The 23,164-nt window shown below is 73.1% G+C and carries 20 protein-coding genes; 14 read left to right on the plus strand and 6 right to left on the minus strand.

Features of this window, described 5'->3' with window-relative positions:
• Window positions 1-2 precede the first annotated feature (2 nt).
• Window positions 3-950, plus strand: a complete 948-nt coding sequence (locus HP550_RS21005) for an ANTAR domain-containing protein (RefSeq protein WP_175349629.1) — start codon at window positions 3-5, stop codon at window positions 948-950.
• Here HP550_RS21005 and HP550_RS21010 read toward each other — a convergent pair.
• Both HP550_RS21010 and HP550_RS21015 read right to left on the minus strand, forming a co-directional pair.
• On the minus strand, window positions 934-3,006 hold the full coding sequence (locus HP550_RS21010; protein ID WP_175349630.1) for a DUF255 domain-containing protein: 2,073 nt from the start codon (window positions 3,004-3,006) through the stop codon (window positions 934-936). The genes HP550_RS21005 and HP550_RS21010 overlap by 17 nt on opposite strands.
• A gap of 181 nt (window positions 3,007-3,187) precedes the next feature.
• Entirely contained in the window at window positions 3,188-3,538 is a 351-nt protein-coding gene (locus HP550_RS21015; protein ID WP_175349631.1) for a hypothetical protein, read from the minus strand.
• Between the two features lie 102 nt (window positions 3,539-3,640).
• Between HP550_RS21015 and HP550_RS21020 the strand changes: the two genes are divergently transcribed.
• The 3 genes from HP550_RS21020 (at window position 3,641) to HP550_RS21030 (ending at window position 5,723) form a co-directional block, all read left to right on the plus strand.
• A complete protein-coding gene (locus HP550_RS21020) occupies window positions 3,641-4,084 on the plus strand; it encodes a hypothetical protein (RefSeq protein ID WP_343048308.1) in 444 nt (147 codons plus the stop codon).
• A gap of 81 nt (window positions 4,085-4,165) precedes the next feature.
• Entirely contained in the window at window positions 4,166-4,849 is a 684-nt protein-coding gene (locus HP550_RS21025) for a DUF6766 family protein (RefSeq protein WP_175349632.1), read from the plus strand.
• 1 nt (window position 4,850) lies between these two features.
• Window positions 4,851-5,723 carry a phosphotransferase family protein gene (locus HP550_RS21030; RefSeq protein WP_175349633.1) on the plus strand — a complete coding sequence of 291 codons (873 nt, stop codon included), beginning with the start codon at window positions 4,851-4,853 and terminating at the stop codon, window positions 5,721-5,723.
• Here HP550_RS21030 and HP550_RS21035 read toward each other — a convergent pair.
• The gene (locus HP550_RS21035; RefSeq protein ID WP_175349634.1) at window positions 5,716-6,276 is read right to left on the minus strand and encodes a CGNR zinc finger domain-containing protein; all 561 of its coding nucleotides are present in this window, start codon (window positions 6,274-6,276) and stop codon (window positions 5,716-5,718) included. The genes HP550_RS21030 and HP550_RS21035 overlap by 8 nt on opposite strands.
• Before the next feature lie 80 nt (window positions 6,277-6,356).
• Between HP550_RS21035 and HP550_RS21040 the strand changes: the two genes are divergently transcribed.
• The 10 genes from HP550_RS21040 to HP550_RS21085 all read left to right on the plus strand — a co-directional run bounded on the left by HP550_RS21040 (window position 6,357) and on the right by HP550_RS21085 (window position 19,618).
• Window positions 6,357-7,328 carry an EamA family transporter gene (locus tag HP550_RS21040; RefSeq protein WP_175349635.1) on the plus strand — a complete coding sequence of 324 codons (972 nt, stop codon included), beginning with the start codon at window positions 6,357-6,359 and terminating at the stop codon, window positions 7,326-7,328.
• 81 nt (window positions 7,329-7,409) lie between these two features.
• Window positions 7,410-10,373, plus strand: coding sequence for a PQQ-dependent sugar dehydrogenase (locus tag HP550_RS21045; protein WP_175349786.1), 2,964 nt, complete (start codon window positions 7,410-7,412; stop codon window positions 10,371-10,373).
• Between the two features lie 247 nt (window positions 10,374-10,620).
• The gene (locus tag HP550_RS21050; RefSeq protein ID WP_175349636.1) at window positions 10,621-11,130 is read left to right on the plus strand and encodes a cupin domain-containing protein; all 510 of its coding nucleotides are present in this window, start codon (window positions 10,621-10,623) and stop codon (window positions 11,128-11,130) included.
• A complete protein-coding gene (locus HP550_RS21055; RefSeq protein WP_175349637.1) occupies window positions 11,127-11,573 on the plus strand; it encodes a rhodanese-like domain-containing protein in 447 nt (148 codons plus the stop codon). Before HP550_RS21050 ends, HP550_RS21055 begins: the two co-directional genes overlap by 4 nt.
• A gap of 72 nt (window positions 11,574-11,645) precedes the next feature.
• On the plus strand, window positions 11,646-13,421 hold the full coding sequence (gene ggt, locus HP550_RS21060) for a gamma-glutamyltransferase (RefSeq protein WP_175349638.1): 1,776 nt from the start codon (window positions 11,646-11,648) through the stop codon (window positions 13,419-13,421).
• 390 nt (window positions 13,422-13,811) lie between these two features.
• Window positions 13,812-15,374 carry a glycosyltransferase gene (locus HP550_RS21065; RefSeq protein ID WP_175349639.1) on the plus strand — a complete coding sequence of 521 codons (1,563 nt, stop codon included), beginning with the start codon at window positions 13,812-13,814 and terminating at the stop codon, window positions 15,372-15,374.
• Window positions 15,367-16,911: a glycoside hydrolase family 26 protein gene (locus HP550_RS21070; protein WP_175349640.1), complete on the plus strand. Its 1,545-nt coding sequence runs from the start codon at window positions 15,367-15,369 to the stop codon at window positions 16,909-16,911. The genes HP550_RS21065 and HP550_RS21070 overlap by 8 nt, the downstream gene beginning before the upstream one ends.
• Window positions 16,911-18,299 (plus strand): UDP-glucose dehydrogenase family protein, encoded by a 1,389-nt coding sequence (locus HP550_RS21075; protein ID WP_175349641.1) that lies wholly within the window; start codon window positions 16,911-16,913, stop codon window positions 18,297-18,299. The genes HP550_RS21070 and HP550_RS21075 overlap by 1 nt, the downstream gene beginning before the upstream one ends.
• A gap of 210 nt (window positions 18,300-18,509) precedes the next feature.
• Window positions 18,510-19,079, plus strand: a complete 570-nt coding sequence (locus tag HP550_RS21080) for an NADPH-dependent FMN reductase (RefSeq protein WP_175349642.1) — start codon at window positions 18,510-18,512, stop codon at window positions 19,077-19,079.
• The gene (locus HP550_RS21085) at window positions 19,076-19,618 is read left to right on the plus strand and encodes a flavin reductase family protein (protein ID WP_175349643.1); all 543 of its coding nucleotides are present in this window, start codon (window positions 19,076-19,078) and stop codon (window positions 19,616-19,618) included. The genes HP550_RS21080 and HP550_RS21085 overlap by 4 nt, the downstream gene beginning before the upstream one ends.
• Window positions 19,619-19,718: 100 nt before the next feature.
• Here the strand turns inward: HP550_RS21085 and HP550_RS21090 are convergent, their stop codons facing one another.
• From HP550_RS21090 to HP550_RS21100, 3 genes are all read right to left on the minus strand, one after another.
• The gene (locus HP550_RS21090) at window positions 19,719-20,885 is read right to left on the minus strand and encodes an LLM class flavin-dependent oxidoreductase (protein ID WP_175349644.1); all 1,167 of its coding nucleotides are present in this window, start codon (window positions 20,883-20,885) and stop codon (window positions 19,719-19,721) included.
• Complete coding sequence (locus tag HP550_RS21095) at window positions 20,882-22,045, minus strand: FAD-dependent oxidoreductase (RefSeq protein WP_175349645.1); 1,164 nt, start codon at window positions 22,043-22,045, stop codon at window positions 20,882-20,884. The genes HP550_RS21090 and HP550_RS21095 overlap by 4 nt, the downstream gene beginning before the upstream one ends.
• Window positions 22,046-22,140: 95 nt before the next feature.
• Window positions 22,141-23,145 carry an ABC transporter substrate-binding protein gene (locus HP550_RS21100; RefSeq protein WP_175349787.1) on the minus strand — a complete coding sequence of 335 codons (1,005 nt, stop codon included), beginning with the start codon at window positions 23,143-23,145 and terminating at the stop codon, window positions 22,141-22,143.
• Window positions 23,146-23,164 lie beyond the last annotated feature (19 nt).

Consider the following 23,164-nt stretch of genomic DNA (forward strand, 5'->3'; position numbering starts at 1 on the left):
CCATGATCGCGACGCCGAGCACCGTGGGGAGCTTCCGATGGTCGAGGCCGTCGGACCACTGGTGGTGGTCGGACGCGCTGTTCTCCATCCACGGCCTCACGCGCGGTGACGTCGCCCCCACCCGGGAGATCCTGCTCTGGCACGTGCACCCGGAGGATGCCGACCTGGTCGACGCCACGCTCACCGCGTCGTGGGAGACCGACGTCGGGTGCGACTACCGGCTGATCGACCTCGAGGGCACCGAGCACCTGGCCACCCTGGCGGCTGCGGGGAGCGCGGTGAGCGGCGCGCGGACGACGATCACCGGCCTGGTGACCGACGCCACCGCGCCGAGGCTCCGCGCCATCTCCACGAGCACCAACGCGCAGCTCGGCCTCGCTCTGGAGTCCCGGACGACGGTGGACCAGGCCAAGGGTGTGCTGATGCTCGAGTACGGGATGGATGCCGCCACGGCGTTCGGCCTGCTCCGCTCGGCCTCCCAGGAGCGCAACGTGCGGGTCCGGGTCCTGGCCGACCGCATCGTCAGCTGCGCCGAGGGCGCCGGCTGCCTCCCGAGCCCTACCCGAGAGCACGTCGACGACCTGATGCTGCACGCGCTGGACGGCGGCGCCGCCGAGCCGGCTCCTCCCGCGACGACCGTCGTCGCGGTCCTGGCGCGCAACGCACGCGGTGACCGGGTCCTCACGGTGAGCGGGATCGTCGATCTCGGCAGCTACCAGGACCTCTCGCCGCGTCTCGATGCACTCGCGCTCAGCGCCCGCGACACGGCACGAGCGGTGGTCGACCTCCAGGGGGTGTCCTACCTCGGCAGCGGTGCCGCCGCGTCGATCGGCAAGTTCCAGCGCCGCAGCGGCTCCTGCGGGGTCGAGGTCACGGTCGTCCTGCCCGGTGGTGCCGTCGTCGAGGCGTCGGCGCACGAACGCGCCCGGACCGCTACCCGGTCGCGGTGACCGAATCCGCACCTCCCGCACCGCGGAACAGCCGCTGAGCGAGGTCGTCGGGGCGGGTCGTGGGCAGGTCGCACACGAATCCCCGGCACACGTAGGCGGCCGGCGCACCGCCGACGAGCGGCCGGTCGTCCAGCAGCGCAGGGCTGTCGTCGCCTCCGCCGGGCTCCCCCACCGCCACCGCGAGCCCGGGGGCGGTGGACAGCATCGCGGCGCGGTGCAGCGCCGCCCTGCGTGGGTCGTCGACGGGTCCGACGACAGCCACCTGCCGCGGGCCGTCGAGCGCGGCCTCCACCACCGCCAGGGCTGCGCCCGCCGCGCGCGGGTACGGGACCGCGAGGGCCAGCGGACCGCGCAGCGCCCGCTCCGCCGCCTCCCTGTGGCCCGCGGACCCCGTGAGCGCGGCGTAGGTGAGCAGGGCGCTCGCCGCGGCGGACTGACCCGACGGTGTCGGACCGTCGGCGGGGTCCTGCGGCCTGCCGAGGCGGGTCACGACGGGGTCGGTCTCGTCCTGCGCGGTGTCGTGGAAGCCGCCGTCCGCCGCCGCGAAGTGGTGCAGCACGGTGTCCAGCAGTCGGCCGGCCACCTCGAACCACCGCTGGTCACCCGTGACGGCGGAGAGCGCCAGCAGCCCCTCGGCGAGGTTCCCGTAGTCCTCGAGCACGCCGGCCGCGTCGCCGGGGACGCCGTCACGAGACGCGCGCACCACCCGGGTCGAACCGTCGGAGGAGCGGCGCACGTGCGTCGTGACGAGGAGCTCGGCCGCCCGGACCGCCGCGTCGGCGAGCTCCGGACGGTCGAGGAGCACGGACGACTCCGCGAGGGCCGCGACGGCCAGTCCGTTCCACCCCGTCACCACCTTCTCGTCGCGTGCGGGGCGCGGTCGCAGCTCGCGCGCCGCGCGAAGCCGGTCCCGGACGTCCGCGAACCGGACCTCGTCGGCCGGGTCGCCGCGCCGCTGGAGGACCGACGTCCCGTGCTCGAACGTTCCTTCCTCGGTCACCCCGAGCACCCCGGCCGCCCACGCCCCGTCGTCCCTGCCGAGCACGTCGCGCAGCTGCTCGGGGGTCCAGGCGTAGAACGCGCCCTCCCGGCCCTCGCTGTCCGCGTCGAGCGACGAGGCGAACCCGCCCTCGGGCGTGGCCAGCTCCTCGAGCATCCAGGTCGCGGTCTCCTGGGCGACCCGCCGCGCCAGCGGTGCGCCCGTCGCGCGCCAGGCGTGCGCGTACACCCGGAGCAGGAGCGCGTTGTCGTAGAGCATCTTCTCGAAGTGGGGGACGGTCCAGGTCGGGTCCACCGCGTACCGCGCGAAGCCTCCCGCGAGCTGGTCGTACATGCCGCCCCGCGCCATCGGGTCGAGCGTGCGGTCCACCATGTCGAGCGCACGCGGGTCGCCGGTGCGCGCGTGGTGTCGCAGCAACCACTCGAGCACCATCGACGGTGGGAACTTCGGCGCACCGCCGAACCCGCCGCGCGCGGGGTCGAACGTCGTCGCGATGCCGGTCAGCGCCGCCTCGACCACCTCGCCGTACGGTGCGTCCGACAGGTGCCGCGCCGCGGGCCGCTCGGCGAGAGCCTCCACGATCGCCTCCGCCGTGGACAGCACCTCCTCCCTCCTCGCCGACCACGCCGCTGAGACGGCGGCCAGCACCTCCGAGAACGACGCCATCTGCTGGACGCGCCGCGGGGGGAAGTACGTCCCGCAGAAGAACGGCTCCCCCGCCGGCGTGGTGAACACGGTCATCGGCCAGCCACCCGAACCCGTCATCGCCTGCGTGGCGGCCATGTAGACGGCGTCGACGTCGGGCCGCTCCTCGCGGTCGACCTTGACGCACACGAAGTGCTCGTTGAGGAAGGCGGCGACGCCCGCGTCCTCGAACGACTCGTGGGCCATGACGTGACACCAGTGGCAGGCGGCGTAGCCGACCGAGACCAGTACCGGGACGTCCCGCGCGACCGCCTCCGCGAAGGCCGCGTCCCCCCACTCCTGCCAGTCCACGGGGTTCTCGGCGTGCTGGAGCAGGTACGGGCTCGTCGCGTTCACCAGACGGTTGGGCACGCCACCCAGGTTCCGTCACCGCACGCGCCGGCGCGACCTCGACTCGCCCGCCACGACGCGCGGCCACAGACTTGGAGCGTGGCGCAGGGGCAGAGCGGGCTGCGGAGGTGGGCGCGGGCCGCGCTCGCCCTCTGGCACGCGCAGAGCGTGCGTGCACTGCACTGGCGCAGAGGACGCCCCCTCAGCCGCTGATGCGGTCCAGCTGCTGGAGCAGGTCGTGCGCCGCGAGCTCGACGTCCTTGTGCCGCCACTCCGACGCCCGGTACACGCACGCGATCAGCGCCGAGCGGTGCACCCGGCGGAAGTCCCCGGCCACGAACGCGTACCGCGCCTTCGTCTCGTCCGAGGCGCCGACGGTGAGGCCCAGGTGCCACGAGGCGTAGTCCGACCACGGGTGCCCCTCGAGGTACGCGTTCTGCGCCGCGGCGTCCGGCTGCGCCTCGCCCCAGTCGCTGTCCAGCACGTACTGGCGGGCGTCGATGAGCGCGCGCAGGTGCTCCACCGCCGCCGAGTTGAGCGTGTACTCCGCCACCTGTGCACGCTACCGCGGCCTCCTCGACGAGCTCACACCCTGAGCAGCCCCGCGGCGCCGGGTCAGCGCGCCGGTCCGCGAGCGCCGACCTACGATCGGCGCGTGACCGAGGGACGTGACCGGCGACGACGCCTGGCGCGGGGCGCCGCGGTCGTCGTCGTCGGGACGGCGCTCGCGGCGTGCGTTCCCGCTCGCCCGGCGTCGACCTCGGCGGTGGACGTCGCCGTGGCGTTCTACGACGCCGTCGACCGAGCGGACGGCGGTGCCGCCTGCGACCTCCTGGCTCCGGTCACCGTCGAGAGCCTGGAGGACGACGCCGACGAGTCGTGCAGCGAGGCGGTCCTCGACGGCGAGGTGGGCGAGACGCTCACCGCGCGGACGGGCGACGCGTCGGGGTCGGCGACGGTGGCGGGACGTCAGGCGCAGGTCGTGCTGGCCGACGACGTCCTGTTCCTGACCGTCTCCGGCACCACCTGGCGGATCGTCGCGGCAGGGTGCGACCCGCGACCGGACCGGCCGTACGACTGCGTCCTGGAAGGAGCGTGAGGTGCGCGCGCTCTTCTGGACCTGCCTCGTCGGCATCCTGCTCGGGCTGGTCTACTGCTTCGCTCTCGGGGTGCTGCACCGATGACCGCGCGGCGCTCGGGACTCCGCCGGAACAGCCTGAGCCTGTTCTTCGGCGCGCTGTTCGTCGCTGCCCTCGTCGGGCAGGCGATCTCGGGCGTGGCGCTGTTCAACGAGGAGCAACGGTCCGCAGGTCTCGACCCGATCGGCATCGGCGAGTACGTCACCACCTCGGCGTTCGCGGTCGACGTGACCGAGAACTGGCAGTCCGAGTTCCTCCAGTTCCTGCTGTTCGTCGGCGCCACCGTGTTCTTCCTCCAGCGCGGGTCGCCCGAGTCCAAGCCGCTCGACGACCCCGGCCGTGAGAGCGACGAGAAGCAGAAGGTCGCCGAGTTCTCCACCGCCGACTCCCCCGCCTGGGCCCGCGTGCGGGGATGGCGACTGAGCCTCTACTCGCGATCGCTGAGCCTGGTGATGGGCACGATCTTCGTCCTGTCCTGGTTGACCCAGTCCGTGACGGGCGCCGTGGCGTACAGCGAGCAGCAGATGCACGACCTCCAGGACCCGGTCACCTGGTCCCAGTACCTGCTGCTGCCCGACTTCTGGAGCCGCACGCTGCAGAACTGGCAGTCGGAGTTCCTGGCGGTGGCTGCCATGGTCGTCCTGTCGATCTACCTGCGCGAACGCGGCTCCCCGGAGTCCAAGCCGGTCGGCACACCGCACGCGGCCACGGGCGTCGAGGGCTGAGATGGGCACCGTGGCGGCGCCCGACTGGATCGGGATCACGCGCGAGCTGATGACCGGCTACGTCGCGCGCCCCCGCGTCGAGGTGCTCGACTCGACGAGAGAGCACGCCGTCCTCCGCGTGGACGCGCCCGGCACCCGACACGTGCTGAAGCTGGCGCGGTCGGACGCCCGGCCCGCCGTCGACTACGCCAGGACGGCCTCGGCACATCGCCTGGCCGAGGCCGCCGGCGTGCCCGTCGCGGCCGTCGTGGCGGTCGGCGACGACGGCGTCCTCCAGCACCTGCTCCAGGAGCACGTCGAGGGCGTCGACTGGCGGCACGTCCGCCCGCAGCTCGACGCAGCGGAGATCGAGACGGCGTCGACCGACATCGCCCGGGCCGTCCTGCGGATCCAGTCCGTGACGCTCCCCTCCTGGGGCAGCCTCGACGACCCCGGCGGGCGCACCCTGCTCGACGCGCTGCACGACCGGATCGCGCTGCGGACACGGCGAGAGGACCGCCGGGCGCTCGCGCAGGCGGTGCTGGACCGCCACGCCGACCTGTTCGCGGAGCCGGTGGTGCCGACGCTGACGCACGACGACCTGCACCACGCCAACCTGCTGTTCCGCCCGCACGCGACGGGCTGGCGCCTCGCGGCGGTGCTCGACTGGGACAAGGCGTGGGCCGGCCCGCCGGAGTCGGACGTCGCGCGGATGGCGTTCTGGGACGACATGACCGACCCCGTGTTCTGGTCGGTCTACCGGCACGACCGCCCGGCCGCGGACGGGTGGCGGGAGCGCGCCGCGGTCTACCAGCTGCTGTGGTGCCTCGAGTACGACATGCCGACACCCCGGCACCAGCGCGACACCGCGGCACTGCTCGCGCGCCTCACCTGAGCGCTGGCCCGCCCGCGCGTCGGGCCCGGTAGGCGGCGACGTGGGCGCGGTTGGCGCAGCCGTTCACGTCGCAGAACCGGCGGGAGCGGTTGCGGGACAGGTCGACGAGCAGCGCGTCGCAGTCGTCGGCCTCGCAGCGCTGGAGCCGGTCCCACTCGTCGGAGCGCACCACGTCGGCCATCGCCATCGCGGTCTCGACGAGCAGCACGGTGCCCAGCGGCGCGTCGGGTGCGGTGCCGTGCAGGTGCCAGTCGACGTCGTCGTGCCGGACGAGGAAGGGCACGGCTCCCCCGCGGGCCAGCAGCTCGTTGAGCACGGAGGCCGCGGTGTCGCGGTCGACGTCCCACAGGGCGGCGATCTGGTCGCGCGCGTCGCGGACCGCGGCGAGCTCCTCGGCGTCACCGTCGTGCCGGACCGTGTAGCCCCACCGCGTGTAGAACTCGTCCACGTCCGCGACCGTTGCCATGGCGTCGTGCCCGTCCCGGCGACGGGCGGTGTTCACCAGCTCGACGGCCGCGGCGATGCTCATCTCGGTGTCAGGTGCGAAAACCACTTTGACTCCTGTCGGCGGGATGGGCTAGCGTCACGAGCGTAACGCTATTTCACTCATGACATCCCTGGCAGGGGCTCCCTATGTCCACCACCGCCGCTCCCGGTCGCGCCGCCGGTATCGTCGCCGGCCTCATCGCGGCCGTGGCCTTCGCCACCAGCGGTCCCGTGGTCAAGCCCCTGCTCGTGGCCGGCTGGTCCCCCGGCTCCGCGATCCTCGTGCGGCTGTCGGTCGCGGCCCTGCTGCTGGCCGGTCCGGCGGCGTGGGCACTGCGTGGGCGCTGGCACGTGCTCCGCGACGAGTGGCGCACGGTGCTCGGCTTCGGCATCCTCGGCGTCGCCACCGCGTCGACCATGTACTACCTCGCGGTCGACCGGCTGCCGGTCGCGATCGCCCTGCTCATCGAGTACACCGGCCCGCTCCTGCTGGTCGCCTGGCGCTGGGCCCGCGAACGCCGGGCGCCCAGCGCCGCGACGCTCGCCGGGGCGGCGCTCGCCACCGGCGGCCTCGTCCTCGTCCTCGACCTCACCGGCTCGCTCGAGCTGGACCCGGTCGGGCTCGCCTTCGCGCTGGTCTCCGCGGTGGGCAACGCCGCGTACTTCGCGCTCACGGGGCGCCGCACGGAGCTGCCGGCGATCAGCCTGGCGGGCGCTGGGATGGCGGTCGGTGCGCTGACCGTCGCCCTCGTGGCCGCCGTGGGGGTGCTCCCCCTGGCCGCGCCGGACGTCCGCGTGGACCTGCTGGGTGCACAGGTGCACTGGATCGTGCCGCTGCTCGTCGTCGCCACCGTGCCGACCGCGTTCGCGTACGGCGTGAGCGCGCTGTCCGTGCGGCTGCTCGGCGAGCGGCTCGCGTCCTTCCTCGCCCTGTCGGAGGTGCTCGTCGCCGTCCTGCTCGCGTGGCTGTTGGTCAGTGAGGTGCCGGCGCCGCTGCAGGTCGCCGGGATGGTGCTCGTGGTGGCCGGCATCGCGCTGGTCCGGCGCGGGACCGACGTACCCGAGCCGGTCACCGCGGAGCCGCGCCCACGGCCCGTCGCCGAGGTCGGCGCCGGCTGACCGTTGCGCGCCGGGGCGCACCCGGAGCATCCTCGGAAGTCACCGCCGCGGAGCGGTGCTGGAGGATCAATGTCGATCCGGATGCGGCGACTCGGCCTTGTCGGCCTGTTCGCCCTCCTCGTGTCGGGCCTCACGACGACGGCCGCGCCACCGGCCGCGGCCGCGGTCATCCCCGGGTTCAGCGACACGCTGGTCGCGAGCATCTCCTCCCCCACCGCCATCGCCTTCACCTCCGACGGTCGCATGCTGATCACGGAGAAGAACGGGAGGCTGCGCGTCCGCACGGCTGCCGGGGCGCTGCTGACCACCGCGGCGCTCGACCTCAGCGCACGCCTCTGCACCAGCTCGGAGCGGGGGCTGCTCGGCGTCGCCGTCGATCCCGACCCGGGCACCCGCGCGATCTACCTCTACTACACCGCCCGGGGCACCAGCACGGCCTGCCCGACGAGCACCACGGGCAACCCTGCCGGGGCTCCGACCAACCGCGTGTCCCGGTTCGTCCTCGGCGACAACAACGTGGTGGACCCGGCAAGCGAGACGATCCTGCTCGACGGCATCTACACGCCGGCCGGCAACCACAACGCCGGTGACGTGCACGTCGGCAAGGACGGCTTCCTGTACGTGTCCACCGGCGACGGCGGCTGCGACTACGCGGGCAACAGCGGCTGCGGCGGCGCCAACGACGCGGCGCGCGACCGGAACATCCTCAACGGCAAGATCCTGCGGGTCGAGCGCACCACCGGTGCACCGGCGGCCGGCAACCCGTTCCTCGGCACCGGCTCGGCCAGCTGCCGGCTCGCCCCTGCCCCGGCCGGGTCGATCTGCCGCGAGACGTTCGCGTGGGGGTTGCGCAACCCGTTCCGGTTCGCCTTCGACCCGGACGCGGCCGGCACCTCGTTCCGGATCAACGACGTCGGCCAGAACGTGTGGGAGGAGATCGACACCGGCCTGAGCGGTGCGGACTACGGCTGGCCGCTGCGCGAGGGGCACTGCGCGCAGACGGGGTCGGCGACCAACTGCGGCACGCCCACGCCCGCGGGGATGACCGACCCGCTCTTCGACTACAACCGCGACGCGGGCTGCGGCTCCATCACCGGCGGGGCGTTCGTGCCCAACGGCGCCTGGCCCGCGTCCTACGACACCGCGTACGTGTTCGCCGACTACGTGTGCGGCAAGGTCATGACGCTCACCGGCGGCACGAGCACCGACCTGGCGACCGGTCTCGGCGGCGCCGTGCACCTGGAGTTCGGACCGTCCGGGAGCACGCAGGCGCTGTACTACACGACCTTCGTGAACGGCGGCGAGATCCACCGCATCAGCTACACCGGCACCGCCAACCGCACGCCCGTCGCGGCTCTGACGGCATCGCCCTCGAGTGGCGCCGCGCCGCTGACGACCACCCTGAACGGCTCCGGGAGCAGCGACCCCGACGGCGACGCGCTCACCTACCTGTGGACGTTCGGCGACGGGTCCCCGAACGCGACGACGAGCACCCCGACCCTCGCGCACACCTACGCGGCCGGCACGTGGACGGTGAGCCTGCAGGCGCGCGACCCGGCCGGAGCCGTGTCCGCGCCCGTGAGCGTCACGATCAGCTCGGGCAACACCGCACCGGTCGCGACGATCGCGTCCCCGGCCGCCGGTGCCACGTTCTCCGTCGGGGAGACGTTCCGGCTGGACGGCTCGGCGACGGACGCCCAGGACGGCACGCTGCCGTCGGCACGGCTCAGCTGGACGGTGCTGCGGGTGCACGACCAGCACACGCACCCGTTCCTCGGCCCGGTCACCGGAACCGGGATCGACGTCGTCGCGCCCGGACCGGAGGACCTCGCGGCGGCCGCCAACAGCTTCCTGCGCATCAGCCTGACCGCGACGGACTCGGGCGGCGTCTCCACGACGGTGGTCCGGGACTTCCAGCCGCGCAAGGTGGCGGTCACGCTCGCCACCTCCCCCGCCGGCCGGACGATCGTGGTAAACGGCCTCCCGGTCACCGGGCCGACGACGGTCACCTCCTGGGCGGGCTTCGCGCTCCAGCTGTCCGCGGCGGCGCAGACGGATGCCTCCGGGCGTCCGTACGGCTTCAACCGCTGGTCCGACGGGTCCACCGTGGCGTCGCGCACCTGGACGACCCCGTCGACCGCGGCCACGATGACCGCCTCCTTCTCGCTGCGGGGGCTCCAGGGCGCCTACTTCGACAACCAGGACTTCACCGGCGCCACGGTGAACAGGCTCGACCCGACCGTCGGGTTCTCCTGGGGCACCGCCGCGCCGGTCTCCGGCATCGGCGCCGACACGTACTCGGTGCGCTGGAGCGGCTCGGTCATCCCCCGCTACTCGCAGACCTACACGTTCTCCACGACGTCCGACGACGGGGTGCGCCTGTGGGTGAACGGCACGCGGGTGATCGACGCGTGGACCGTCCACGCCAGCCGGGTGGACAGCGGCACGATCACGCTCACGGCCGGGGTCGCCGTCCCCATCGTGCTGGAGTACTTCGAGGGCACCGGCAACGCCGTGGCGCAGCTGCGCTGGTCGAGCACGTCGCAGGCCCAGGAGCTGGTGCCGGCCGAACGCCTGCGACCCTTCTACGCCGTGAACATGCAGCCGGTCGCGACGCCGGTGCACCCCGGGTACGCGCCCGACACCGGCGCCGTCTACGGCAAGCGGGCGTCGGGCCTGAGCTACGGCTGGAACGCGGACAACTCCTCGGCCATGCGCGACCGCAACTCGGCGCTGTCGCCGGACCAGCGCTACGACACGCTGGCGTTCCTCCAGCTCGCCCCGAACAGCAACGCGCGATGGGAGCTGTCGGTGCCCAACGGCACCTACAGCGTGCGCCTCGTCGCGGGTGACCCGACGGCGTTCGGGTCGACGGTCCGGCTGCTCGCCGAGAACGTGCTGGTGGTGAGCGGGACGACCACGTCCGCGCAGCGCTGGCTCGACGCCACCGCGACCGTGACGGTCACCGACCGGCGGTTGACCCTCTCCAACGGCACCGGTGCGGCCAACAACAAGCTCGCCTTCCTCGAGGTCCGGCTGCTCTGAGCCGTCCAGCATCCGAGAGTCTCGACCGAACCCTTGACCACCCCCTCGGAGGCGTGCTGCTCTGTGCCCGGCCACGACCCGACCGGAAGGAGCACCCGATGACCGCCACGCGCGTCACCCCGCTCCCGTCCCGTCGTGGCGCCCTCGCGTTGCGTTCCTGTCCGGCCCGCTGTCAGCAGCACTGACGCTCCCCCGGCTCACGCCGGACAGCAGGCCCGTCGACGACGCACCCCCGAGAGGCACGACCATGAGCATCGACCTGTCCCCCCGCCCTGCCCTGACCACCCCCGCACCCCTGAGCGTGTCCGAGCTCAGCGCCCTGACCCGCTCACTCGCGGCGCGGCCCGAGCTGTGGCAGCCCCTGGTCCGCTTCGAGGAGACCGGGCGCTGGTGGACCCGCCTCGACGGGCCGCCCGACGTCGACGTGTGGCTCCTCACGTGGCTGCCGTCGCAAGGCACCGAGCTGCACGACCACGGCGCGTCCGCGGCCGCGTTCACCATCGCCGCGGGCACCCTGACCGAGATCCGCCCGCAGCGCGACGGCCGCCTGGTGCCGCAGGACTTCCCCGCCGGGCAGACGCAGACCGTGGACCCCGGGGAGCTGCACGACGTGCTCAACACCGGCACCGAGCCGGCCGTGAGCATCCACGCGTACTCCACCCGGCTCACCCGCATGACCTACTGGGCGAGCACCCCCGATGGCCGGCTCGTCCCCACCCGCACGGTCGAGACCGCCGAGCCGGAGACGGACAAGTGAGCACGGTCGACACCGTCGGTCGCCGCACCATCGACGACGTGCTGGCCGAGGCCCGCGCCGGCCTTGACCGCCTCGCACCCGGGGACGCCTGGGAGGCCGTGCGTGGCGGCGCGCTGCTGGTGGACATCCGCCCCGCTGCGCAGCGGGCGGCGGAGGGCGAGGTGCCGCAGGCGGTCGTCATCGAGCGGAACGTGCTCGAGTGGCGTCTGGACCCGGCCAGCGCCCACCGCATCCCGGCGGCGACCGGGTACGACATCCACGTGATCGTCCTGTGCTCCGAGGGCTACACGTCCAGCCTCGCCGCCGCGGCCCTGGCGGACCTGGGCCTGCACCGCGCGACGGACGTCGTCGGGGGCTTCCACGCGTGGTCGGCGGCGGGTCTGCCGACGGACTCGGCACGCGGCGCACTGGTCGGCGCGGGGGCGCACGGGCACCGGGCGTAGTCACAGGCCTGGGCGCGGGCGTCGTGGAGTGGTAGACCGGGAGTCACCCGTCTGCTCGCCCGAGGAGATCCGATGCGATCGTCGAGGCACCCCCGACCACTCGTCGTCGCCGTCGTCGCGGCGCTCGCGCTCGCGGCCGGCGCCGCACCGGCGGCGGCCCACCCCCGCCCGGTGGACAAGGTTCCCGTGGCCGTGGGCACGGGGGGTGCGGTCGCCACGGTCGACGCCGACGCCACGCGCGTCGGGATCGACGTGCTGCGGCGTGGCGGCAACGCGGTCGACGCCGCCGTCGCGGCCGCGGCGACGCTCGGTGTGACCGAACCGTTCTCCTCCGGCATCGGCGGCGGCGGGTTCTTCGTCTACTACGACGCGGCGTCCGGCACGGTGCACACCATCGACGGGCGCGAGACCGCACCCCTGGCGATGCGCAGCGACTCCTTCGTCGAGAACGGCGTGCCGATCCCGCCCGCCGACGCCGTCACCTCCGGCCTGTCCGTGGGCGTTCCCGGGACCCCGGCGACGTGGCAGACGGCGCTCGACCAGTGGGGGTCGATCAGCCTGCGCACGGCGCTGCGCGGTGCGACGGACGTGGCCCGGCGCGGCTTCGTGGTGGACCAGACGTTCGTGGACCAGACGGCGGCCAACGTCACGCGCTTCTCCGCCTTCCGGTCGTCCGCCGACCTGTTCCTGCGCCGGGGTGCGTTGCCGACGGTCGGGTCGGTGTTCCGCAACCCGGACCTGGCCGACACCTACGACCTCCTCGGACGCAAGGGCGTCGGCGAGCTCTACACGGGACGCCTGGCCCGCGAGATCGTCACGACGGTCCAGCGCCCGCCCGTACGGCGCCACAGCCCGCTGGTCGTCCGCCCCGGCCTCCTGGAGCGCGCCGACCTGGCGGCCTACGTGGCGCCCCTGCGCGAGCCGACCCTGGTCTCCTACCGCGGGCTCGACGTCTACGGCATGGCTCCTCCGTCGTCGGGCGGCTCGACCGTGGGCGAGGCTCTCAACATCCTCGAGGCGCTCCCGGCGACAGCCGACCGGACCCAGACGCTGCACCGCTACCTGGAGGCGAGCGCCCTGGCCTTCGCGGACCGCAACCGGTTCGTCGGTGATCCCGCGTTCGTCGAGGTGCCCCTCCGGGAGCTGCTCTCGGACGGGTTCGCCGCCGAACGCGCCTGCCAGGTCGGCGCGACCGCGCTGACCAAGCCTGTGGCGCCGGGGACGCCGGACGGCGACTACACCGGATGCCCCGTGCCCGCGGCCGCCGGCACCGAGGGCTCGGACGGCCAGTCCACGACGCACCTGACCACCGCGGACCGCTGGGGCAACGTGGTCGCGTACACGCTGACCATCGAGTCGCTCGGCGGCAACGGCATCGTCGTGCCGGGGCGCGGGTTCCTGCTGAACAACGAGCTGACCGACTTCAACTTCACCGACACGCAGGACGGCACAGACCCGAACCTGCCCGGCCCCGGCAAGCGGCCGCGCAGCTCGATGGCGCCGACCATCATCCTGGCCGACGGCTCCCCGTTCCTGGCGCTCGGGTCGCCGGGTGGGTCGACGATCATCACGACCGTCCTCCAGGTCCTGGTGAACCGTCTCGACCTCGGGATGACCCTCGAGGAAGCCGTCGCCGCCCCGCGGGCCACCCAGCGCAACACCGCCGCGGTGCAGGCCGAGCCCGGGTTCGACCGGGCACCGCTCCAGGCGCTGGGGCACACGTTCGCCGACAACCCGGAGATCGGTGCGGCCACCGCGATCGAGCACCGGGACGACGGCTCCTTGCTGGCGGTCGCGGAGCCCACGCGACGCGGCGGGGGCAGTGCCGCGGTCGTGCACCGGCCCTGACGGCGCCTCGCGGCGCACATCGGTCCACGTAAAATCCACGTAAAATTGCCCTGGGCAATTCGGACTATTGTGGGGCATTGTTGCAACAATGCCGGTGACCGCAGTCACTCCTGGACAGTCGTCCGCCTGATTCCTCCGTTACCGCCTGGTACGGTCGTTTCATCGAGCTCGCCCGCGGCCCTCTGACGAGGTGGTCGTTCCGGCGTCGCTCGCTCAGAGCCCCTCGTGAGGAGGGGCAGCCATCCCGTCACTCCGTGCCCATCAGGGCTCATACGTGGCATTCGACGCGAGGAAAGCGCCTACCCGCGCACCCCTCGTCGTCTTCGCTTGATCGTCGACGGCGCCGGTCAGTACACCCGATCCGTCGACCGAATCAGCGGGGTACCGCTCATGTTCGTATTCGTCCTACAGCTCCGGCACATGTTCGAGGGCCAGTCAGAGTTCTATCTGTTCGCATTGTTTTCCACTGTCATCTGGGCGTTGTGGCTGATCAAGGTGCTGTTGTCACGGCGCTACAAGCCTTTCACCGGTGAGTTCCACGGCACCACCAGCGTGGTCATCCCGGTCGTCGACGAGCCGCTGGACCTGTTCCGCGACGTGCTCACGCGCATCGTCGAGCAGCGACCCGACGAGGTCATCGTCGTCATCAACGGAGCGGTGAACGTCCCCCTCCAGGAGATCAGCGACGAGTTCGCTCCCCTGGTGCGCTGGGTGCACACGCCGATCCCCGGCAAGCGCAACGCCGTCAAGATCGGCACCGAGATGTCCCGCGGCGAGATCACGGTGCTGGTCGACTCCGACACCGTCTGGACCGACGGCACGCTGTCCGAGCTGGTCAAGCCGTTCGCCGACGCGTCCGTGGGTGGCGCGACCACCCGCCAGCGGATCCTCGAGCCCGAGCGGTCCTGGATCACGCGCTGGGCGGACTGGCTGGAGAACACCCGGGCGCTCTACTCCATGCCCGCGCAGTCCGCGCTGGGCCAGGTGGGCTGCCTCCCGGGGCGCACCATCGCGTTCCGCCGGCACATCCTGGTCCAGGTCATGGACGACTTCATGCACGAGAAGTTCATGGGCGTGTTCCTCGAGGTGTCCGACGACCGGACGCTCACCAACCTCACACTCAAGGCCGGCTACCGGTCGGTGTACCAGTACACGAGCCTCGTCTACACGGACGCCCCGCTCCAGGTGAGGAAGCTGGCCAAGCAGCAGCTCCGCTGGGCCCGCGGCAGCCAGTACAACACCCTGCGGATGCTCCCCTGGATGGTCGGCCACGCGCCGCTCCTGGCGGTCTTCTTCGTCGCCGACATCCTGCTGCCGTTCCTGCTCTTCGGGACGATCGCGGGCTGGATCTACCGGGCCGTGTCCGGCACCGGCGTCAACCTGTACCAGGCGATCCTGCACACGTACACGGGGCTGTCCGGCTGGGTGTGGGTCGTCGTGACCATGGTCGTGTCGTCCGTGCTCTCCATGGCGATCCGGCAGATCCGCCACCTGCACGAGAAGCCGTCAGACTTCCTGCGGCTGCCCGTGTTCATCATCGTCTCGACGCTGTTCCTCATGCCGATCCGGCTGCTCGGGTTCCTGCGCATGGCTCACGCCAGCGGCTGGGGCACGCGTGCCGGTGCGTACTCCGGTGGTGGCGGCGACGACCTGATCGCCCAGCTCGAGAGCGCGCCCGCCGGGCCGGCCGACCTGGTCGACCGCGCCCCCGTCGGCGTCGTCCCGACGCAGTACCTGGCGTCGCCGGACCGCACGGTCCTCTCCGAGACCGGCCCCGTCCGCGCCCGCCGCGCCGCGTACGCCCCCGCAGAGGCGGCCGCCGTGGCGCCCGCACCCGCGGGACCCGCACCCGCCCCGGCGCGCGCCCGGCGCCGCCGGCTCAACCCGCTGGCCGCGATCCCCTACGCGATCGCGCTCACCCTCTTCGCCCTGGAGGCCTTGGTCTATGTCTGAGCACATCGAACCCGCAAACTGGTGGTCCCGCGCCATCCGCCCGTCACCCCGCAAGCGCCTCGGCGCGGCCGGCATCGCGCTCGCGCTCGTCGCCGTCACTGCCGGCGTCTGGCTGTCACCGTCGGTGGCTGCACCCAGCACCGTGAAGGCCAGCGCGAAGGAGATCCGGCTGGCCGCCGAGAACGAGGAGCTCCGCAACTCGCTCGAGGCACGCGAGGACGAGGTCGACTCCCTCGAGAGGTCGCAGGCGAAGGCCGCGGCCGAGCGCAAGGCGGCCTCCGAGGGCGGCAAGGCCAAGGCCGCCGCCGAGCAGGCGGCAGCCGCGGCGGAGGGCGCCCAGAAGGCCGAGGCCGAGCGGGTCGCGGCCGCGGCGCGCTCGCAGGGCAAGGCGGCGGCAGAGCGTGCCGCGGCCGCCGCGAAGGGCAAGGCCCAGTCGGCCGCCGTCCGGGCGGACCAGGCCGAGGCCGACGCCGCGCGAGCACGGGCGAGCGCCCAGGGCACGGCCCCGCAGCCGTCGAGCCCCGCGCCCGTCGTCAAGCCCACCGCCCCGGCACTGTCCGAGCTGCTGGCGTCCGAGAAGCGCCAGTTCGGCCTCTACACGCCGCAGTCGCCCTTCAACTGGGCCGAGCTCGACAGCGTCTCCGCGAACGTGGGGACCGCCCCCACCATCGCGGGGTACTTCCAGGGCTGGGACGGACCGTTCCGACCCGACGCGGTCACCCGCTCCTGGGAGAAGGGCATGCTCCCGATGCTCACGTGGGAGTCACGTCCCCTCAAGGCCGCGAACAACGAGTCCGAGGACCCGGCCTACTCGCTCCCGACGATCATCGGCGGCGCGTACGACGACTACCTGCACCAGTACGCGAAGGACATCGCGGCCCTGGGCCTGCCCCTGGCCATCCGGCTCGACCACGAGATGAACGGCGACTGGTACCCGTGGGGTGAGCGCACCTGGGACGGGGACTCCCTCAACGGCAACGGCGAGGGCGACTACGTGGCCATGTGGCGGCACGTGCACGACATCTTCGAGGCCGAGGGCGCCAACGAGTACGTCCTGTGGGTCTGGGCCCCGAACATCGTCAACTCGCTCGCGTCCTACGCCAAGGACGACGCGACGTACATGCGCAGCCTGTACCCGGGCGACGAGTACGTGGACTGGGTCGGCCTCTCCGGCTACTTCCGGCCGCCGTACAAGGCGGACCAGACGCCGACGTTCGACTACACGTTCGGCCGGTCGCTGGACCAGCTCCGGTCGATCACCACCAAGCCGATCTTCCTCGCGGAGATCGGGGCGTCCGAGGTCGGCGGCAGCAAGCCGGCCTGGATCGCCGACCTGTTCGACGCCCTCGCCCGACCGGAGAACTCGGACGTCCGCGGGTTCGCCTGGTTCAACCACACCGTCACCACCACCAGCGGCGGCCAGCTCGTCACCAACGACTGGCGCATCGAGTCCCGTGCGGACTCGCTCCAGGCGTTCGTCGACGGCGTGACCGACCCGGCCGCCGGATTCGCCCCCACCACCACCCAGGAGCCGTGATGACCGAGAACCAGATCGACCTGACCGAGCTGTTCCCCCGCTCGCCGTTCGACCCCGAGGCCCCCGCTCCGCGGATCGCGGTCCTCGGCACCGGCTACCTCGGCGCCACCCACGCGGTGGCCATGGCCCAGCTGGGCATGGAGGTCGTCGGCGTGGACACCGACCCGAACAAGGTCGCGATGCTCACCGCCGGCAAGGTCCCGTTCTACGAGCCCGGGCTGCCCGAGCTCCTCGCCGAGCAGCTGGCCACCGGCCGCCTGCGGTTCACGACGGACGTGGCCGAGGCGGTGGGCTGGGCGGACGTGCACTTCGTGTGCGTCGGCACCCCGCAGTCCAAGACCAGCCACGCCGCCGACCTGCGCTTCGTCGAGGCGGCCACCACGTCGATCGCGCAGAACCTCACGCACGACGCGCTCATCGTCGGCAAGTCGACGGTGCCCGTCGGGACCGGCGCGCGGCTGCGCACGCTGGTTGCCCAGGCGGCGCCCGCCGGCGTGCGGGCCGAGCTCGTGTGGAACCCGGAGTTCCTGCGCGAGGGCAAGGCCGTCGCCGACACCCTGCACCCGGACCGCATCGTGCTCGGTGGCACGACGGCCGACTCCGAGGCGCTCCTGCGCCGCGTCTACGCCGGTCCGATCGCCGAGGGCTCCCCCGTGGTGGTCTGCGACCTGCCGACCGCCGAGCTGGTCAAGGTCAGCGCGAACGCGTTCCTGGCCACCAAGATCTCGTTCATCAACGCGATCTCCGCGGTCTGCGAGGCGGCCGGAGCCGACGTCAAGGTGCTCGCCGACGCGTTGGGGCACGACATCCGGATCGGCCGGCAGTTCCTCGACGCCGGTCTCGGGTTCGGCGGCGGGTGCCTGCCCAAGGACATCCGCGCCCTCATGCACCGGGCCAACGAGCTCGGCGCGCACCAGGCCTCGGCCCTGCTCCAGCAGGTGGACGAGATCAACATGGGCCAGCGCTCGCGGGTGATCGAGCTCGCGCTCGAAGCCTGCGGCGGATCGGTGCTGAACCGGCGGATCGGCGTCCTCGGCGCGGCCTTCAAGCCGCACACGGACGACGTCCGCGACTCCCCGGCGCTCAACGTCGCCGCGGCGCTGCACCTGCGCGGCGCCCAGGTGACCGTCTACGACCCCGAGGCCGGGGACACCGCGCGCGCCAGCTACCCGACCCTGGGCTACGCGACCGGCGTGGACGAGGCCGTCGAGGGCTCGGACGTCGTGCTCGTCCTGACCGAGTGGGACGAGTTCGTCACGGCGGAGCCGGCGCGCCTGGCGACGCTGGCGAAGAACCCGTCCGTGATCGACGCCCGCGGCAAGCTCGACGCCGCGCGGTGGCGGGACGCCGGCTGGTCGTTCCGCGGGCTCGGGCGCGCCGCCGCCTGACCCCTCGGTGGTCGCACCACCTGCACGAACGGACGGCCCCGGCGCATCGCGTCGGGGCCGTCCGGCCGTCCGCAGGGCGTGCATCCGGTCCGCCATGCAAGAAAGTCGACCAAACCCTCTGGTCAAGTCGGGATTGTTGCTATACCCGGTTCAGCGAACCCGCGCGGACCGTGCGGCGGGCTCACCTGAACCGAGATCGAGGGACCAGCCATGACCCACCTGACGTCGCCGCAGCACACCGGAGCCCGGGTGGTGGTGCTGTCCGGCAACCCGCGGACGGGCTCGCGCACCACCGCGGCGGCGGTGCGGATCGGCGAGGAGGCGGCCCGGCTGCTCGGCTCGGTCGAGCCGGTCGAGACCGTCGAGCTCGCCGGGTTCGCCGCGGAGATCCTGGCGCAGTCCCACCCGACCGCGGACGCGGCGCTGCGCACGGTCGCGGACGCCACGGTGCTCGTCGTCGCGACACCGGTCTACAAGGCCTCCTACACGGGGCTGCTCAAGGCGTTCCTCGACCTGTACGGCCCGGGCGGTCTGACCGGGGTGATCGCGGTGCCCGTCGTCGTCTCGGGCAACCCCGCGCACGCGCTGGTCGGCGAGGTGCACCTGCGTCCGCTGCTCGTCGAGCTCGGCGCCGTCGTCCCCACCCGCGCCCTGACCCTCGTGGAGCACCAGCTCACCGACCCGCAGCCGGTCGTGGACCGGTGGTGGGCCGACGGCGGCGCGGCACTGACCACCTTGGTCGCCGGTGCACCCACCGCGCTCGAGGCGGCCCGCGCATGACCGCCGAGACGCTGCACGCCCTGGACCGCCTGCTGCGCGACCAGGACGAGCCCCAGCTGTCGCCCCAGCAGTACAAGGAGGTGTTCCGGCAGCACCCCGCGGGCGTCGCCGTGGTGGCGCTCCGGGACGGCGAGCGCCGCGTGGGCTTCACCGCGACCTCGGTCATCTCGGTCTCCGCCGCTCCCCCGCTGCTCGCGTTCTCGCTGGCGTCGACGTCGTCGTCGTGGGAGGCCCTGTCCCGTGCACGCACGCTCACGGTGAGCTTCCTGTCCGCGGACCAGGACGACGTGTCCGCGCGGTTCGCGACCAGCGGCATCGACCGGTTCGAGGCCGGCGGCTGGTACGACCTCGGCACCGGCGAGCCGGTCATCGAGGGCGCCGTGTCCTGGGTCCGCGGGCGGGTGCTCCAGCGCACCCCGGTGGGCGACAGCTACCTGGTCTCGCTCCGCGCCCTCGAGCACGGGACGTCGGACGACACCACGCCGCTCGTCTACCACGACCGCAGCTACCACCGGATCGGCCCGCACACCGCGATCTGAGGGCACGTTCGGGCCCCCGCCGGTGGAACCGGCGGGGGCTTCCGTGTGCTCAGGCGCCGGGGCTCTCGGCGGGCACGTGGGCTCCGTCCGGCACCGTGGGTCAGGCGCCCGCGAGCACCAGGTCGGCCGCGTCGCGCGACGCGGCGGCGGGCAGACCCCACACGTCGGCGAGCAGCTCGAACGAGCGCACGCGGTCGCGAGGGTCGTGGGTCTCGGTGGTCACCAGCAGCTCGTCGGCGCCGGTCACGCGCTGGAGGGTGGACAGCCCGGCCGCGACCTCGTCGGGCGTACCGACGACCCGGGTGTCGATCCGGTCGCGCAGCACGTCCTGCTCGGCCGCACTGCGCCGGTCCCACGGTGTCGTGGTGCCCGGCTCCGGATAGGCGATCGCGCCCTGGGCACCCCGCCGGATGGAGAGGACCCACTCCGCGTACGGGTCCGCCAGATGCTGCGCGCGCTCGGCTGTCTCGGCCGCGAGCACGTCGGCGGACACCACGACGTACGGCTCCGCGAGCACGCCCGGCCGGAACGCCGCGCGGTACGCCTCCACGGTGCCGAGGACGTTCGACGGGCTGACGTGGTAGTTCGCCGCGAGCGGGAGACCCAGCGCACCTGCCACCCGCGCGCTCTCGCCACCGCTGGACGCCAGCACCCACAGGTCGAACGCTGCACCGGCCACCGGCGGACTCACGTACGAGTGCCCGGCGCCGTCGACGTAGGTGTCCGCCAGCAGACCGAGGACGAGCTCCAGCTCGGCGCGGAAGTCCTGGCCGGAGCGGCTGGCCCCGACCACCTCCTGCTGCGCGAGCAGCCTTGCCCGCAGCGCCGAGTCGGGGAAGTCGATCGGCGGGGTGCCGGGCACGTGCAGCCCGTCCACGTCACGGGCCTCGGTGCGCGGCGGGGCCACGAACCCCTCGGGCGGCGGCGAGAACGCGCGGCCGAGTCCCAGGTCGACGCGTCCGGGGTGCAGCGCCGCGATGCTCCCGAACTGCTCGGCGGCGACCAGCGGGCTCGTCGTCCCCAGCAGGACCGCGCCCGAGCCCACCCGCAGGCGGCGCGTGCGCTCCGCGGCGAGGGCCGCGAGCACCGCCGGGGCCGCCGAGGCGACGCCCGGCGAGAGGTGGTGCTCGGCGAACCACAGTCGGCGGTAGCCGAGATGGTCGGCGGCGACGGCCAGGTCGAGCGTCGCGCGCAGGGCGTCCGCGCCGCTCTGGCCGACGCCGACCGTGGCCAGCTCGAGGATGGACAGCGGGACGTTCGTGGTCATGCGAGGTCCTCCGTGGTTGTCAGGGCGGCGAGTCGGGCAGCCGCGAACGCCGGGTGCGCCGCACGCACGGGGGCGTCCGGCGGCTCCAGCGCCAGGTCGGCCAGAACGCGCCCGAGCGCCGGCGCGAACTTGAAGCCGTGGCCGGAGAACCCGGCGGCGACCACCACACGCCCGCGCCGGTCGAGCACGAAGTCGTGGTCGGGGGTGGTGGTGTACGTGCAGGAGATGGGGACCAGGTGGTCGGGGTCGGCGCCGGGCACCCACCGGGCGACGTACTCGCGCAGGAGACGCAGCTGCTCCGGTTCCGGGGTGAAGGTCCGGTGGTCGGGATCCGTGCGCGGACCGACCCCGTGGAAGCCGACCTTGATCCCCTCGCCCGGGGTGGCCAGGCCGTAGACACCGCTCGGCCAGGGGTGCGGAGCGACCGGGTCGTGCGTGAACGAGGGCCACAGGTGCTCGTCGGGCGCGTCGGGTCGCAGGGCGAAGTGCGCCGGCTGCTCTTGGGTGACGACGAGCTTCTCGGCGAGGTCGATCTCGCGCCCGAGCAGCCCGGACGTCCAGGCGCCGACTGCCACCACGACGTTCTCGGCGAGCCAGGTACCGGTGTCGGTGACGACTCGTACCCCGTCGGTGCGCTGCTCGATCGCCCGCACCGGGGTCTCGTGCAGCACGCGCGCACCGGCTGCGACCGCGGCCTGGAGGAACGCCTCGACCGCGCGGTCGGCGTGCAAGCGCCCTGCGGTGCTCGACTCGTGCAGCACATCGCCCTCGAATGCCAGCCCGGGCCAGCGCTCGTGCGCCTCGTCGGCGGACAGCCACTCGTGCGGAATCCCGCGCGTGGCGAACGCCTGCGCGATCTCCCGCGACGCGAGCGACCCCTGGCTCACCCCGCCGGTGAGCTCCAGCAGGTCGCCGACGGCCGGCGCCTCGTCCTCGAGCGCGCGCCACAGGCCGAACGCCTCCTGCGCCAGGTCCAGGTACTCCGCCCGGGCGTAGGTGTTCCGGTAGATCCGGGACGCTCCGTGCGAGGCGCCCTGGACGTGTCCCCGGCCGAACCGTTCGAGCAGCACCACCTGCGCGCCGCGCCTGGCCAGCTGCCACGCGGTCGCCGCGCCCATGACCCCGCCACCGACGACGACGTGGTCCATGTGCTCACTCATCTGCTCTCCCGTTCGTGTGGGTCGGCCGGCTGGGCGACCCCCGTGCACCCAGCCGGCCGGGTGAGGCGACTCCCCCAGCCGCCTCGTCTGTGCGCTCAGTCTGTCTTCGGCAGACCGGGCGGGTTCGTCTCGGACTTCGCGATGGCCTCGTCCTGGAGGCCCCACCGCTCGAGCACCTTGGTGTAGGAGCCGTCGTCGAACGCGTGGTTGAGCGCCGCGGTCACCGCCGGCGCCAGGCCGTTGCCCTTGAGGGTGCCGACCGCGATCTGCGCGGTGGCGGGCCAGCCGCCGTTGAGCGTGCCGACGACCTTGAAGTCCTCCGGCGAGACTGCTGCCTTGTACGCGGCGGTCGCGTTCGGGCCGAACGACGTGTCGATGCGGCCCGACTGGAGCGCCAGGATCGTGTCGCCGTCGTTCTCGAAGTACTCGACCTTCGCCGGCTCGAGCCCGGCGGCCTTGTTCTCCTCGTCCCACGCCAGCAGGATCTTCTCCTGGTTGGTGCCGGAGCCCACCGCGACCGTGAGGCCGGCGATGTCCTTCGGCTCGGAGATCTCGGTGAGGTCCTCGTTGTCGGCCCGCACCAGCCAGCCCAGCTGGTCGTTGCGGTACGACGAGAAGTCGTAGAGCTCCTTGCGCTCCTCGGTGACCGTGACGTTCGAGATCACCGCGTCGACGGCGCCGGACTGCACGGCGAGCGGCCAGTCGGCCCACGCCTTGACCTCGTGCTTCAGCTCCAGCCCGAGCGCGTCGGCCACCAGCTGGGCGATGTCGGTCTCGTTGCCGATCGGCGTCTTCTCGTCGTCGGCCAGGAAGGCCAGCGGCGCCACGTACGCGCTCACGGCGACCGTCAGCGTGCCCTTCTCCGTGATCGCCTCCGGCAGCAGCGCGATCGCCTCGGCCGACTCGGTGGTGTGGATGCGGTCCTGGTCCGCGGTGGTGTTGACGGTCAGACCGGCGGCCTTGGCAGCCTCCTGGAGGTCACCGCCACCGGGCTCGTCCGCGGCGCTCGAGGTGCAGGCAGCGAGCCCCGCGAGCAGGGGGGTCAAGACGAGCGCGGCGAGCAGCCGGGTGCGGGACGGGCGGCGGTACGTGGTGGACATCATCTTCTCTCTTCGGGGT

The organism is Cellulomonas humilata (assembly GCF_013359775.1).
In the GTDB taxonomy this organism is placed as follows: Bacteria; Actinomycetota; Actinomycetes; order Actinomycetales; family Cellulomonadaceae; genus Cellulomonas; species Cellulomonas humilata.

What these genes read in the sequence shown, in the direction of transcription:
- HP550_RS21085 (WP_175349643.1), top strand. Translation starts at nt 19,076, where the DNA reads ATGACCGCCGAGACGCTGCACGCCCTGGACCGCCTGCTGCGCGACCAG.
- HP550_RS21095 (WP_175349645.1), bottom strand. Translation starts at nt 22,045, where the DNA reads ATGAGTGAGCACATGGACCACGTCGTCGTCGGTGGCGGGGTCATGGGC.
- HP550_RS21025 (WP_175349632.1), top strand. Translation starts at nt 4,166, where the DNA reads ATGACCGCGCGGCGCTCGGGACTCCGCCGGAACAGCCTGAGCCTGTTC.
- HP550_RS21075 (WP_175349641.1), top strand. Translation starts at nt 16,911, where the DNA reads ATGACCGAGAACCAGATCGACCTGACCGAGCTGTTCCCCCGCTCGCCG.
- HP550_RS21045 (WP_175349786.1), top strand. Translation starts at nt 7,410, where the DNA reads ATGCGGCGACTCGGCCTTGTCGGCCTGTTCGCCCTCCTCGTGTCGGGC.
- HP550_RS21070 (WP_175349640.1), top strand. Translation starts at nt 15,367, where the DNA reads ATGTCTGAGCACATCGAACCCGCAAACTGGTGGTCCCGCGCCATCCGC.
- HP550_RS21030 (WP_175349633.1), top strand. Translation starts at nt 4,851, where the DNA reads ATGGGCACCGTGGCGGCGCCCGACTGGATCGGGATCACGCGCGAGCTG.
- HP550_RS21005 (WP_175349629.1), top strand. Translation starts at nt 3, where the DNA reads ATGATCGCGACGCCGAGCACCGTGGGGAGCTTCCGATGGTCGAGGCCG.
- HP550_RS21100 (WP_175349787.1), bottom strand. Translation starts at nt 23,145, where the DNA reads ATGTCCACCACGTACCGCCGCCCGTCCCGCACCCGGCTGCTCGCCGCG.
- HP550_RS21040 (WP_175349635.1), top strand. Translation starts at nt 6,357, where the DNA reads ATGTCCACCACCGCCGCTCCCGGTCGCGCCGCCGGTATCGTCGCCGGC.
- ggt (WP_175349638.1), top strand. Translation starts at nt 11,646, where the DNA reads ATGCGATCGTCGAGGCACCCCCGACCACTCGTCGTCGCCGTCGTCGCG.
- HP550_RS21050 (WP_175349636.1), top strand. Translation starts at nt 10,621, where the DNA reads ATGAGCATCGACCTGTCCCCCCGCCCTGCCCTGACCACCCCCGCACCC.
- HP550_RS21080 (WP_175349642.1), top strand. Translation starts at nt 18,510, where the DNA reads ATGACCCACCTGACGTCGCCGCAGCACACCGGAGCCCGGGTGGTGGTG.
- HP550_RS21065 (WP_175349639.1), top strand. Translation starts at nt 13,812, where the DNA reads ATGTTCGTATTCGTCCTACAGCTCCGGCACATGTTCGAGGGCCAGTCA.
- HP550_RS21090 (WP_175349644.1), bottom strand. Translation starts at nt 20,885, where the DNA reads ATGACCACGAACGTCCCGCTGTCCATCCTCGAGCTGGCCACGGTCGGC.